This is a genomic window from Variovorax sp. N23 (assembly GCF_025486315.1).
Lineage (GTDB): Bacteria > Pseudomonadota > Gammaproteobacteria > Burkholderiales > Burkholderiaceae_C > Variovorax.
Genome location: NZ_JAOOPY010000007.1, coordinates 204,335 through 218,074 on the forward strand (window position 1 = coordinate 204,335; position 13,740 = coordinate 218,074).

Below are 13,740 nucleotides of genomic sequence, written 5' to 3' on the forward strand. Positions count from 1 at the left end.
AACCGTAGGCAAGTTGGCGCCTGTCAGTGCACGCTAGCTCGGAGGCAGCCCCGAGCAACCGGCGAAGCCAGTTGGTAGTACTGAATCGAATCCCGGCTTGGTGAGTTTCTGGAAAGCCGGACAACGCGTGCCGTCCTAGTGGCTTTCCGTATGGAGCTCATCAGTGACAGCCATTTCCTCCGCGGTCGACGCCGCGCACCCTCTCGACGAGTCCCGCGCCATGGCGCTGTGGACCTTCGTCCAAGTCAAGATCCCTCGTTTCACCAGTGCTGACGCTTTGATGGTCGTTCGCAACCTGGAGCTGCAGCCCGGGGCGGACGTCAAGGCGCTCGCGAAACGACTGCGAGCGGCCCTGCAGACGCAGGGAGTTCCTCTCAAGCACACCCACGCCCTGCAGCTCGCCGCGCAGCTTGCCGGTTTCAAGAGTTGGCACGAGGGTGGCTCGGCTTCCACGAAGAGGCCCCTCTCACTCCGCCTGCAGACTGCCTCCTGGCTCAATCGCGAGCTCGAAGGTTGGGACGATGCGGTAGACGTCATCTCTGACTACTTCCTCGGCGACATCAAGGCCAAGGGGCTCAGGAGCTACAGGTTCGTGTTCACGCCTGGCGCCTTGGGTATCCAGCAGCCTTTGCTGGACGCACACAACGCGGTTGGCCGGCGAGTGCCCTTGCTGGAAATCATGTGGGACATGGAAGATTCCAACCAGCTGCGCGCGGCAGTGACCGCGGCCGAACGCGTTCGCCGGCGGTTCGAAGAATCCGAGCACCAAGCAATCGTAGACGGCGTGGCCGCTATCCAGTATTGCCTTCAGAACCCCCACCCTGACGAGCACGCCGACGACCCGCTGAACAGTGAGCTGGTCGTTGTCGATTGCGAGCCGGGGCCTTACTCTGCGGCCGAAGTCGCGCGCGGCAACGAGCTGCAGTGCTGGCGCGAGCTGGTGACGCTGATGGAGGACAACCACCTCGAGGCCGCGTCACCGATTGAGTTGGACGGCCTTGACTGGGTCTGCTCATCCACGAAGCGGTACCGATGGCAGCTGGAGACCTTGCGGTCAACGGGAGGAGCGGTTCCTCAGATTCTCACGCGGGAGCTGACCCGCGAGGAAACGGCAAAGCTCCTGCGCCGTCGCAACCGAATCGTCCGGAACCGAAGCTACCTGGTCCCTGAGGACACGGTTCGCCGGATCCAGTTGTTCGATTCAGAACGGCTTGACGTCGCGGTGAACTGGGGCGCGGTGTCCGCGCATGTCCTGGCTGACCGAGTCGCGCGGGAGGTCGTCGACCAGGCGCTCGGCATGCGCAAAACCGGTGAGAAGCTTAGCCTGCGTGCGTTCGAGAACCTCTTGATGGCTTTGAATGCAGACGACCCACAGTCCTTCATCCTGGTGCCAGCGCGCAAGCAACTCGCCTTGCTCAAGGACGATGGCTTGTTGCGGGCGCTGGTTTCCCGCATTGAAGACGTCGAGCCAATCATGCCGCGAGGCCTAGACGAGGAGCGCGCGAAGAAGGCGCAGGAGCTCGTGGACAGCTTCTGCGTTTCGCTTCGGATGGACGCGCGGGACGACGACGCGCCCATCAATTTCATCGTGCCGAGGCATAGCCCGTACCTGATTAGCGCCGGCGCCGGGAAGGACTTGCTCGATGGATTGGCGAAGCTCGGGCTGGTTGCATACGGCGGCCTCACAACGCTCGCGCGCTGGCTCACGAGGGCGGGGCGCGAAGGCAAGGTGCGCTCCATCCGGGCCAGCCGGGCGTTCCTACTGGACATTGATTATGCGGAATCGGTGTCCCGGGGGACAGAAAACGCGTTCTCTGGTTCGCTAGACGGTGGTGAGGAGGAAGCCAAATGAGCGCCAAGACTTCCAGAACCGCCAGCGCCATTTTCCAGAGAGGCTTCAAGGAGCCGTATCTCAGGGCCTCCGAGCGTCCCTTCGTCAAACTGCTGAACTGGTACACCGGGTTCGGCAAGACCTACACCGCCGCCGCGTTCAGCATCGAGCTGTTCACCAAGTGCGATGTCATCCCGGTGTTCATCGCCCCGCTGCAGTCGCTAGTTGCCGGATTTAGCGACGAACTGGCCAAGCACCAGAAGGTGGGCGAGTACGCCGACGAAATCGAAGCCGCCATTCGGGAGCGGGGCTTCGCCATTCCCGTGCACCGCCTGTACTCCATCGAGTACCACCTGAACGACCGCAGCTTCTTCCAGGCCTGCTTGGCGCTCGTCAGCTGGCTTGAGCGGCACCAGAACCTGTTCCCGCGGCTGGAGACCTCCGCCAAGCACGCGAACACGGACAAGAGCGTTCGCGCGCGGGTCAACGAGCTTAGGCAGAAGGCGCTCTACAGCGAGCAGTCCAACTTCCTGACTATGGCCACCTCGGACGACACGTACGAGGACACCCGCACGGCCTACATCAAGGCCGCCCAACGGGCGCGCACGCTGGCAGACGGCTTGGTCTGGCGGCTCATCAAGCTGGACGTGGAGACCCGGGCTCTCAAGCAGGATTCCGACCGGTTCATGCGCGCAAAGGAGGTGGCGGAGCTCGTTCGCCGTCTGCATCCGCTACAGGCGTTCCTTGACAACCCGGGCGTCATCGTCAGCACCGCCTCCAAGGCGCAGGTCGGGCACCAGGTCTATGGTCCGGATGGCAAAGGCGGCTTCAAGGCGCACAAGTACGACAACCTGCCGCTGTTCCTGGGGGAACTGAACCGGGACGGCAGCTACTTCGGCCGCTTGGTCTCTGGCCGGCCAGACTCCGCCCGTGTGGTCACATTCGTCGACGAGGAGGAGGACTCCTACTGGTACCTCTTTGACCAGCGCAAGTCGGTGGTGAACTCCGGAGGGCGCAACGACCTAAACCTGGTCATTTCGGAGTTCTTCCAGTACTCTGACCTGCGCTGGCCCATGGCCTTCGAGAAGCTGCGGCGCGACGGGCCGGCGGACCTCGCTTTGGCGACGAAGGTGTACGACCACTTGGAGCAATTTGCTCAAGTCAGCAGAGCCGTCGAAGACGAGTTCGCGATGGAGGTATCGAGAACCAGCGCCAAGTACATAAATGACGTGCGCCGGGTGGAAATCCTGCGCAAGCACCTGACCGCGCAAGCGCCGGCCGCGGCCACTCGGTTTGACGACAACGAGCTGCTCCTGGTGCTTGCGCAGCTGCACGACCGCAACGATGCCCATGCCGACTTCAAGCGGTTCCGGCAGAAGGCCCGCGTGCTCAAGCGCATCCGGGACTACGTGCTGATCATCACGCGCCAGGGCAGCACTGCCTATGAGACCTTCCGGGACCTGCACGAGCTGGTCGCGAACAAGAAGTTCTTCACAATGAGCCGGTCGACCTACGGCGAGGTGCTGGACCAGCCTGGCCAGACGTTCTTCACCGAGTCGGCCAGCGTCATGGACACGGAGTTCCTGCGCCAGGTGCAGTTGACCCGCGACACGGCCCACCAGACCATCAGGCTGGACTATCACGATGGCGACGTGCCGGGAGACGCCTTCACGCTTCTCGACTACCTGAACCTGGTCGTCTTCATGGCCTCGGTGCTGGCTGCCACCAGCGGCGAGAACGCCATCGAGATGTCGAAGACCGACCAGGAGCGCTACCCAAGCCTGGACCGCTTCCGCTCGGACGTTCGCCGGCTGTTCGACGGCCGCGCGACCGAGGAAGGCCTGGCAGCCGAGACCAGCGACAAGGAGCTGCTGACAGACACGTTCCTGTTCAAAGACACCAAGAGCGTGGTCACGCTGGAGGAGAGCCGCAACCAGCACGAGGAATACAACATGACGGCGGACGTCAGCTTGACGCTGACCATCACGTCGCTGCGCGCCACGCCGGAGGAAGACATCGTGCACGCGCTCGGGCGCACAAACGGCGTGTACCTGATGAGCGCCACAGGTGGCCTGCAGTCTGCGTCGTCTGGCGCCTTCAACACGCCGCACCTTAAGCGGTGTCTCGAGTCCCGCGGTGGCCTATTCGCCGAGATGGGCGAGGACGAGCTGGAGGTGGTGTCCGCGCATGCCGAGAAACAGCTCAAACAGCGTGTGCGGAAGGTCGTCATTCTCGACGACCGCGACCCGGCTCGCACGTTTGCGGTTTCCCGCAGCTTCAAGGGCTTGCTGCAGGTGTTCGAAGACGCAAGACCGAAGAAAGACGAGCCCGGCTACGCGCAGATGAACAGCTACAAGCGCGACGAGCTCGCCGGGCTGGTAGCCAGTCTGGACAAAATGCTGTCCACGTCGATGCGCTCGGGCTTGGTCCTTTGCCAGACCACGCAGCACGTGCGTAAGTGCCTGATGCGTCTGGCCAACCAGCCTACCGGGTTGGTGACCCAGAACGACACGACAGGCGAGCTCTTCACCATCCACTCTCGTGCGCTCCCCAGCTACCGCGACTTCGGCCCTACGGACGACATCACGGTTGTCCTGTACTCCGCTGCGCGCTTCCGCAAGCGTGATAAGACCAAGACAGGCGCGCTGGAGGAAGAAGACGATAAGGGCCAGTTCAGCGAGGACCTGGAGAAGGCCTTGGACATCAGCAACAAGAAGCTGCTGCTCTGGACCGCCTACAAGTCCGCATCGCGCGGCATCAACTTCCTCACCCGGCACAACGGGAAGAAGCAGGACTTCGAGCTGTTCTGCCTGCTGAACGACCCGTACTACACCCGGCACACCCGCCCGGGCTCCTCTGGTTTCTCGATGGAAATGTTCCAGAGCTTCGCCCAGGTGATTCGGGACGAGAACGAGAACTGGGCGTCCATGTCGAAGGGCGACCTGCTGTTCGAGTACTCCCGAAACAAGTGGCGCCGACTGCGCAAAGAGCATTTCATCGATATCACGCGTACCGTATTCCAGGCACTTGGGCGTGGCGAGCGCTCGAACGAGCAAATGCCAACTCAGCACCTGTACGTGAGCTCAGAAGCGGCGCGTATGGTGCACTTGGGAATGCGTCATGCGCCGGAGCTGCGCAAGCGGGCGTCGCCCGCCCAACGCGCGGTGCTGGAGCAGATTCGCGTGCACAACATCGAGACCGGTATTTTCCCGTCTGACGATGAGCGACAGGCCGACCACCGGGACAGCCTGAAAAAGGCAGTCGCCTTCCGGAAGTTCACCAGCCAGATGCCCGCGCGCTTCCGGTCCGACCCGACGGCCCGCACGACATGGGAGCGCCTGTTCGACTCCCTGATGTTCAGCGACCCTCTCAAGTACCTCGAGAAGCTGGCAGCCGCTGGCGTTCCCGGGGACTACCGGAATGGTTGCTTCGTCGAGGTGCCTTCGATGGCGGACGCGTACACCGTTGACTTCGGTGCGGCCGGCATCGTAGAGCGTGTCATCACGGACGCGGCGGACGGCGCCGACGCCTACAACTGGATTGGCATGGTCGCGCCGGAAGGACTCATCAGCCAGCTGTCATCCAGCACCCAAGGCCTGTTGAAGGAGTGGCGTGGCTTCAAGCTCGCCGAAAAGACCACGCGCCTGCTGCCGCAGCCCTGGTTCGTGACTGAAATCATGAAGGGCTACATCGCCGAACTGGAGTTCGAGCAGTACGTCGGCGGGCAGTTCAACGTCTGGCCCAAGAGCCTGCAGCTGGGTGGCGGGCCGGTGGAATACCTGCCGCTGGCTGACCATCCCTTCTACGCAGAGCTCTACCAACTGTTCGACTACTACATCGTCCCGCAGCCCGGCGTGCTGGTGGCTGTGGACCTGAAGAACTGGACTCGCAGCACCGACAGCTTCAAGAAGCAGCAGCTCCAGGAAGAAGCTGAAAAGAAGCACCAGCGCCTGCGCAAGCTTCTCCCTGACCACAAGGTGCACGCGCTGTACGTGAACCTCTTTGGCGCTCACAAGTTTGCGGTGACGAAGCCGCCAGCCGGGACCATCCGGTTCATGTCCCTGTACGTGCCGAACACGGGCACCGACCTGTGGATGCCGAACGCCAACCTCCGCGAAGCGATCCTGGGGAAGTAATGCCGATTCGCCGTCTTGAACCCAATGAGGTTGCGCACGCGCGGCTGAGCGCGCTGCGGCTCGCCGTCCCTGTCGCCGAGGCCGCCCGTGCACTTGCGAGGTGGCAGGCCACCCAGGGCAGCCTGCTGGTCCCGATTGCCATCCCGTTGCCAAAAGCGACGGAGGACTCGCCCAAGGGCGTGAGCTTCTTCCGACACCGCGCGAAGCTCTTGAGAGCGCGGATTGCTAAGGAGCTGGGCCTGGAAGGTGACGCCGCTCTGAAGCTGTCGTTCTCCATGTCCAGCAAGGACGCGTGGTACCTCGGCCCGCGTCCGAAGCTCGACGCCCAAAGCATGCTGGATGCCGTGGCGGGGAGCCCCGGCAAGTTCATCGAGTTGATGTTAATGAAGGAGTTGGTTGAGTCGTCAGCACTTGACGCGCAGGACACGTTTGTAGGCGGCGGCTTCGGTCCCGGGGTGTACCTGGGAAGCGCAAGTCAGGCATCGAAGAAGTACCTGCAGCTGGCGGGGGCGGAGTACTCGGTCAACACCAAGCACGGACTGCTGCTGTGTGATGTCACCGCCAAGCGGTTCTCACGCAAGGCTACGGCGGCCGCAGAGACTGCTGCAGCTACCCGGCTGGCCAGCGCCGGCGAGGGCTTCCTGGTTGGGGTGACTCGAATCGTCCCAGACGAGTTCTACGAGCAGGACGGACGCAAGTCCCCGATGGAGGGCCTGAGCCTCGACACCGACAAGATTCGCCGCACCCGCTTCTACTACCTCAACCTTCTTACTGAGTTCGCCATCCGGCTATTCACCAAGGCAGGCGTTCCGTTTGCGCGCGAGACCTTCGCAGCCACGCACTGCGTAGACGACGCATACATCCCGCTCGAGCCGCTGGCTAACCTGCAACAACCCCTGACCGTGGTGAACGCCACCCAGGACGCGCTGGACGCCGATGCCATGGCACCGCTTGAGCGCTTCCGCGAGTACATCCCCGGGTACCACGTGGCTGGCGGCAAGAAGACGCATTTCCCAGCTCCCGACCTGCAGGTCGCGTTTGCAGTGCCGGCCGAACTGCTGCCCACCGTCAACTACCTATTCCTGAACGGCAAGGGCGACGAAGACCTCGGGAGCGTGCGCCTGGCCAAGGCACCCGCGACGGAGCTGCAGCCCGCCAAGACTGCAGCCGCCTATACGGCGCTGGCCAAGGGCGAGGGAAGTGCTGACCCCTACACTGAGGCCAAGTACCGGCACCTGCTCGCCCGGAACACTTTCGTAGCGGCGACTCAAGGCCTCGACTACGGCCCCAAGGACCTCGCGGCTCTTCGCCCCGGCAAGGCTGACGACGCGGACGGCCGGCAGCTGCAGGAGGCACTGAAGCGGTGCCTGGTGGAGCTGTCCCTCAAGGAAGTGCTCCTCGGCCGGAAGCCGGTCACGGTGCCTTCCATGCCGCACGGCACGCCGGCGAACCTCACGTTGCTGGCTACTCGGCGCACGCGCTTGCCCGGCCGCGCAGACCCTGAACAGACCATCGCTGCGGTCGACGTGCGGGTGCTCGGCGACACCATCGAGGTCGTTCGGGTGCGTCGGACGCCCTGGGGCAATGCCGGTGCGGTTCTCGACCTGGTGTTCGAGTACGAGTTCCTGCAGGAGCAAGGTAAGGACGCCGTCCGAGACGGGCAGTTCTGGGTGGTCGACCAGGCGACCGGGGAGCGGCTGACGGTCTGGAAAGGTGCCTTCGTGCCGAAAATTATCTTGAACGACAGCTACGAAGGCATTGAGCACGCCATTGCCGCCCAAGACGGCTACCTGGCCGAGCGGCGCGAGGAAGGCAGCAAAGGACGGTTCCTTTCGAAGGGCCGCGAGTTCAACCTGCTGCCGTACTACATCTCTATGTTCAAGCCAGGGCACATGAAACACGGCGAGCGGGTGGGCCTTCGGATAGCGGTACAGGACTGCGGGACGTACGTGCGGTTGTTCGTGCCCCCAGAGGGCGGCGTCAGCGGCTCGGGCGATGCGCTCTCCGGGATGCGAGACGTGATGCACTACGGCGCCGGTGGGGCGCTCACGATGTCTGGCCTCTTGGACCTACCGCTTGTTCAGCTGTACTTGCACACCATGACTAACGGAGTCCTGGTCGGTGGCGACAACTCGAAGATGAGCGTGCTGGAGAAGCTCGCTAGGCTTGCACTGGAAAATTGACCGGACCGGCAGGTCCGCGACGCGCGCACTTGCAGGCCCCAGCGTCAGGCCGACTTAAACCTAGCCATGCTCATGACAATCTGAAGATACCGCTTCAAGTCTTGGGACTTCGTCCCGTTGTACATGTCGACGAACTTCTGCGGGTATGCGCTGCGTGCCCACAGAGTCACTGGGGTGATGGCCTCAGGTTCCAGGTCTAGTGGCATGTAGGCAAGGTCCTCGCGGCCGGCTTCTGTCGCGCGCTTTTCTAGTTCCAGAATGAGGTCGTTTTGCGCTTGCCGTAGCGCCTCGCCCTTCATAAAGGGCGCATCTACAGGCGGGAGCTCCGTCGGATAGCCGTTCACGTCGAAGTCGATGACGCATTGCTCAAGGTGTTCGGCGGGGCGTTTGCTCAGGATGCTGTATTCCGCCTTCCAGACGCTGCCTTCACGCCAGACGCTGACGATGATATGAGTCTCACCGAAGAAGCGGTGGGGGACGCCGACCAGGCGGAACATGCTGGGGTGATTCATAGTGTTGCTCGGTACTAGATGAGGAAAAGTTCATCGCTCACGGGGTGCCGTCCTCCGAAACGCAGGCGCCTGCCGCCCATCGAGAAGATGCTTTGCTCCTGGATTCCATCCGCGGGCGCCGTCAGCTCGCCCCACAAGGAGCCGTCTTCCCGTCTTTGTGCTTCTCGGACGTGGAGTCCTCTCTGGAACAGGTACTTTCCCGTCAACCCGATGTGCTGGTCATCTGACCTCAAGATGGTCGGCGACGGTGAGGTGCTGACCATTCCTGCAGGAAGCACCATCTTAAGAGGGCAATTTAGCGGGTAGTGCGGCCCAAGAGCCATCTGGACGTGGGAAACGAGGCTCCAATTGCTGTTTTCCCTGGTAACGCTGGGCTGATGGAGAACCACGGCATCGACTACACACCCGTCGCGGTTCAACATTTCGGTGGCTACCGCCTGCAGCTGCGCAACATCCGCCGTAGGGTGGACGCGCATGAGCACCACGTTCGAAAATTTCTCCTTGCGAGGACAGTGCTTCTGCATGTTCGCCGCCGCCTTGGCCAACTTGCTGGTGAAGTTGCTCTGTTCGATGGCGTGGTGCGTTGCAACAATCGTCAGCTGAGTTGACCGGGCGTCGAGCGCGAAGGGCTGCTCGCCTTCAGGAGCGACAACCTTGGATAGCAATACATCGACCTGCGGCAAGACATTCATAATTCGGCCGACCGGTAGGGCTTTGAGCGCCAGCGTAATTGCGCCGAAGTCCTCCGGCCCGAGATGGCGGTCCGCGAGCACCAAAAGCCGCTCCAGTGCGCCGACGCCTGCGTACGCATGAAGATGCTCGTACAACTTTTGGCAGCGCTCCCGGAACACTCGCTCGCGGTCGGACTGGTCGTGGTTCTTGAACGACCACCGCATCGTCATGCCATTGTCGAACCGGACAAGCGCGTCGTACCCAGGCTCGTTCTTTGGCGTGCCAGCAACGTGATGGCCGCCTTCAGCGAGCATAGCCAGCGCCTGTACTTCATAAAGCAGGCCATGTGCAGTCGTCCCGCCCTTACGAATAGCGCGAACGAGCTCCTGAGCCTTCTTCGCGTCCAAGTCCTTGACGCGCTGCAGGGCTCTGCCAAACAGGAACAATTCGTACCCTGCTAGGAAGTCGTCTCGGCCCCAGACCTTCTGAAGGCGATGCTCCTGTCGACCCTCAAGCCACGCCTTCGTGAAAGACGACTCAAGGACGCCGTAGGCTCCGTCGGCCGTCTCTTGGTCTACGCCAAACGGCCGCCCGCCCCACTTGTACTTGCGCGGGGCGTTCGGCTGCGCCATTCCGGGTGGCGTCACACCATCTGCCTCAGTCCGCTGCCCGTCCATTTTTGGGTCCCTCTTTTTTACATGCCTTCTGAGTCATTTTAAGTAGGCGTCCACCCACGACCATCAGGCGTCCGGCATTGGTCCTGGGACGGGAAGGCACAGGTTTAGACATTCGATTGCGTACAGATCTTCAGTCAGACCCGAGCCGGTGCGCGCACGAGAACTGTTCCTGCTGATAGTCCCAAATCTCCATGGCAGCGTCCGCCTTCGGCAAAAGCTGGCGGCCGAGCTCGACTGACAAAGCCAGGGACATTGCCGGGAAGACGTGCGCGGTGCGGTAGCCAGCATTGCGGACAGCGGCCAGCACCTCCGTCTACCGACTGCAAAAGGGCCGGATGTCCTCTGCGTCCTCGACGAAGGCCGGGGTGGGCGAGGGCAGGCGGCAATTGCCTAGTCGTCGTCGATTAGACGCGCCAAGGGCGACGCGAGCGATGCTTCAGCGCGAAAGTACCCCAACACGGTCGGCACGCTCCGGTGACCGGTAAGCGCCATGGTGTCGGGCAAGGAATGATTGCGACGGCCCGCCTCGGTGACGAAGCCGGAGCGGAGCGAGTGCGCCGAGAAGTCTCCCTCGATTCCTGCGAGCGCACAGCGATCCTTGACGATCTCTCGCACCGCATGGGCGCTGAGAGGCTCGCCAACGTGGCCGCCCTTGCGCACCCGCCGGAAAAGGGCGCCCGATTGGATCTTGCCGGCGTCCAGCCAAGTCTCCATCGCCTCCGCCGCCGTGCCCACAAGAGGCTTGACATCCTCCGGCCGGGCGACGCCGCTCTGGTTGGTCTTGGAGTGGGACAGCGTGTAAAGGTATTCGCCTTCCCGCACACGGCGCAGATTCTCCAGGCGTGCATTGGCCACCTCGGAGCGCCGACGCCCACCTGTGGACCAGGCGAAGAGGAGGAGGGCGCGATCGCGCAGTCCGCGCAAGCTGTCGTCGCACGTGTCCAGCACCGCCTGCAGCGGTTCCCTGGTGAGTGCCCGTTGCTTGTGGGGCAGGGCGCCGCGTTTTGCATACGCGCGTCGCGTCTTGGCTAGGAGTTCGCGGACCGCTGGATCCGCGCACGGGTTGGGATGGCGTGCCAACTGATGCGCCTTGGACAACACGGATATACGGTGGACCAACGTGTTCAAGGACGGCGCACCCAACTTGCCTTTGAGGCCGGCGGCCACGAGTGCCTGGTCGACGGTCGGCGGAAGCTGTGTCGCCAGGCCGGCACGTGTCGTGCGCTGCGCGTGGTCGACGATGAACTGGATCACCACCGGTGGCGGCACCGGTAGACGCAAGGTCTGGCCATACCGCGCCGCGTACCAGGCCGACCAGTAGCGCAGTGCGGAACGGTACGACGCGAGCGTGTTCGCCGAGTCGCCTTCACTGAGCAGCTCGTCGGCGGCCTGTTGCGTTAGCTGCGACAGCCGCGTCGGATCGAGCAGCGGGTGACGCTTGAGTGCAGGTGGAAGCAAACTGATCATCTGAATGCCGGTGTCGGTTCGTCTGGAAGATCTTTAGCTGTCGACATCGCCCGAAATCTAGCTCTAAACACGATAACGTTCTTTTATCGTACCTAACATTTTTGCGTCAAAAAGGGCGCGCGGCAAGGGGTGGGAGAACCGCTGCACTCGAGCGGCGGGCAATCGGCATTTGCGCGACGACCGATTCCAATATGCGATCGAACTTTTGGACTGACTCAGCGCAGGCCGTCGTCGCGTCCTATACAGCAAACCCGCTTGCGCCGCTTCAATTCTTGCTCAAGCCGACAACGGTGGGAAAGGTACGTGACGCAGCGCTGGACGTCGAATTCGATGCGAGCTTGGTGATCTACATTGCCACATCCAACGAATCGCGTAAGGTGCGGGCGCCGCTGCGGTCAAGCTGTCGAGTTGGATCAAATGCGCGCCGCAAAACGCGTCAGAGCGGCAGAGGCAGTCCCCGGCCAAGAGCCTCCAACAAATCCTTAGTCGGGCTTCGACCGTGAATGTTGGCCGTGTCTTCTTCAAATGTTGGAATGCCCGACTCTTCGTGGGCAAAGCTTCTACTATTCCTGCACGTTGAGCAAAGCTGAACCTTTTTTTGCGGGCCATCCGAAAAGGGCGTTTGTTGCAGCGTTGCTCAAAAAACGTTGGATCTTTCCGCCCGCTTGTTCTGGAGGCCGGCGCCATATGGCGCCTGACGCTCATGTGGCGCCTATTATTTAACATAATATACATTGTATAAAATACAAGCGACGCCAACCTGGGTCATGACCCCCCGGTCAGCCGCCCACTACCACTTGCCGTCGCCGGACGCCTTGGCCCGGACCGCTGATTTCAGCAACTCCACCGCATCCGGACGCTGGCCTCGCACCGCGAAGTCCATGGCAGTCATGTTCTGCTGGTTCTTCATCGACGGGTCTGCGCCTTCGTCCAGCAGCAGCTTCACGCTCTCGGGCGATCCGTACATCGCCGCCATCATCAGCGGTGTCGTGCCATTGGGCGACTGCGCGTCGATGAAGGCATACTTCTCCAGCAGCAGCTTCATGATCTCGACCTGGCCGCTGCTCGCCGCATAGTGCAGCGCGGTCCAGCCGGGCTTGTTGATGTCCGCGTCGCGGGCGATGAGCTGCTTGACCAGATCCATCTGGCCCTTGATCGCGGCCAGCATCAACGGGCTCTCGTCATTGCCGTTGCGGAGTTCGACCTTGATCTGCGGCGACGCCAGCAGCACCTGGATGACGCGCGGCGAAGGCTCCCGGATCGCGAGCAGCAAGCCCGTCATTCCGTGCTCGTCGCGCGTGTTCGGGTCGAAGCCACGGCGCAACAGCGATTCGACGCCACTCGCGTTGTCGCTTCGGACCGCGCGGAAGAAGTCATTGAAGGAGTCTGCCTGGGCGGCAGAAAAGACCGTCACAGCAAGAAGATAGAGGCAGAACCTCGCCAGATTTCTCATGTTTTTTGAACGCCCGTGAACAGGCTCTCGAAGTTGCGGCTCGTGGCCTCTGCAACGGTTTCGACGGACACACCGCGCAACTGCGCGATCTGCTGCGCGACCAGCGGCACGTACGAGGGATTGTTGGTCTTGCCACGGTACGGCACCGGAGCCAGGTAGGGACTGTCGGTCTCGATCAGCATGCGGTCGAGTGGGACGAAGGCGGCAACATCCCTCAGATCCTGTGCCTTCTTGAAGGTCAGGATGCCGGAGAACGAGATGTAGAAGCCCAGGTCGAGGGCCGCGCGCGCCACCTCGGCCGTCTCGGTGAAGCAGTGGAACACCCCGCCCGCGGCCGGGCCCGACCCGACCTCGCCCTCCTCCCTCAGGATGGCCAGCGTGTCGGCCGACGCTTCGCGCGTGTGGATCACCAGCGGCATGCGCACCTGCTGCGCCGCCCGGATGTGGACGCGGAAGCGGTCACGCTGCCATTCCATGTCGGCGATGCTGCGGCCGCCCTTGCGCGCTTCCATCTGGTAGTAGTCGAGCCCGGTCTCGCCGATGGCGACCACCTTGGGACGCGCCGCGCGCCGCACCAGGTCGTCGATGCTCGGCTCGATGATGTCTTCGTTGTCGGGATGCACGCCGACGCTGGCCCAGAAGTTGTCGTAGCGCGCCGCCAGGCCCTGCACGTCGTCGAACTCCTCGAGCTTGGTGCAGATGCACAGCGCCCGGTCGACGCGGGCTTCGGCCATCGCCGCGCGGACCTCCGTCATCTGGCTGGCGAACTCGGGAAAGGTCAGGTGGCAGTGGGAATCGGTGAACATGAG

At 62.7% G+C, this 13,740-nt stretch carries 9 protein-coding genes; 3 read left to right on the top strand and 6 right to left on the bottom strand.

The features are described 5' to 3' along the window. Positions 1 to 163: 163 nt before the first annotated feature. Genes N8A90_RS13255 through N8A90_RS13265 form a run of 3 tightly spaced genes read left to right on the top strand, consistent with a single transcriptional unit; the run spans position 164 to position 8,150 of the window. Positions 164 to 1,852 (top strand): glyoxalase superfamily protein, encoded by a 1,689-nt coding sequence (locus N8A90_RS13255; RefSeq protein WP_262075377.1) that lies wholly within the window; start codon positions 164 to 166, stop codon positions 1,850 to 1,852. Then, a complete protein-coding gene (locus N8A90_RS13260) occupies positions 1,849 to 5,967 on the top strand; it encodes a hypothetical protein (protein WP_262075378.1) in 4,119 nt (1,372 codons plus the stop codon). The genes N8A90_RS13255 and N8A90_RS13260 overlap by 4 nt, the downstream gene beginning before the upstream one ends. Beyond that, positions 5,967 to 8,150, top strand: coding sequence for a hypothetical protein (locus tag N8A90_RS13265; protein ID WP_262075379.1), 2,184 nt, complete (start codon positions 5,967 to 5,969; stop codon positions 8,148 to 8,150). The genes N8A90_RS13260 and N8A90_RS13265 overlap by 1 nt, the downstream gene beginning before the upstream one ends. A 44-nt stretch (positions 8,151 to 8,194) precedes the next feature. On the opposite strand, the gene N8A90_RS13270 is transcribed toward N8A90_RS13265, so the two are convergent. The 6 genes from N8A90_RS13270 to N8A90_RS13290 form a co-directional block, all read right to left on the bottom strand. Then, complete coding sequence (locus tag N8A90_RS13270; RefSeq protein WP_262075380.1) at positions 8,195 to 8,662, bottom strand: hypothetical protein; 468 nt, start codon at positions 8,660 to 8,662, stop codon at positions 8,195 to 8,197. Positions 8,663 to 8,676: 14 nt separating this feature from the next. Continuing rightward, complete coding sequence (locus N8A90_RS13275) at positions 8,677 to 9,981, bottom strand: hypothetical protein (RefSeq protein ID WP_262075381.1); 1,305 nt, start codon at positions 9,979 to 9,981, stop codon at positions 8,677 to 8,679. Positions 9,982 to 10,141: 160 nt separating this feature from the next. Continuing rightward, positions 10,142 to 10,318 (bottom strand): hypothetical protein, encoded by a 177-nt coding sequence (locus N8A90_RS25490; RefSeq protein ID WP_410087675.1) that lies wholly within the window; start codon positions 10,316 to 10,318, stop codon positions 10,142 to 10,144. 83 nt (positions 10,319 to 10,401) lie between these two features. Next, entirely contained in the window at positions 10,402 to 11,478 is a 1,077-nt protein-coding gene (locus tag N8A90_RS13280; protein WP_410087676.1) for a site-specific integrase, read from the bottom strand. Positions 11,479 to 12,268: 790 nt separating this feature from the next. Then, positions 12,269 to 12,931 carry an ankyrin repeat domain-containing protein gene (locus N8A90_RS13285; RefSeq protein ID WP_262075382.1) on the bottom strand — a complete coding sequence of 221 codons (663 nt, stop codon included), beginning with the start codon at positions 12,929 to 12,931 and terminating at the stop codon, positions 12,269 to 12,271. After that, complete coding sequence (locus N8A90_RS13290) at positions 12,928 to 13,737, bottom strand: TatD family hydrolase (RefSeq protein WP_262075383.1); 810 nt, start codon at positions 13,735 to 13,737, stop codon at positions 12,928 to 12,930. The genes N8A90_RS13285 and N8A90_RS13290 overlap by 4 nt, the downstream gene beginning before the upstream one ends. Between the last annotated feature and the right edge of the window lie 3 nt (positions 13,738 to 13,740).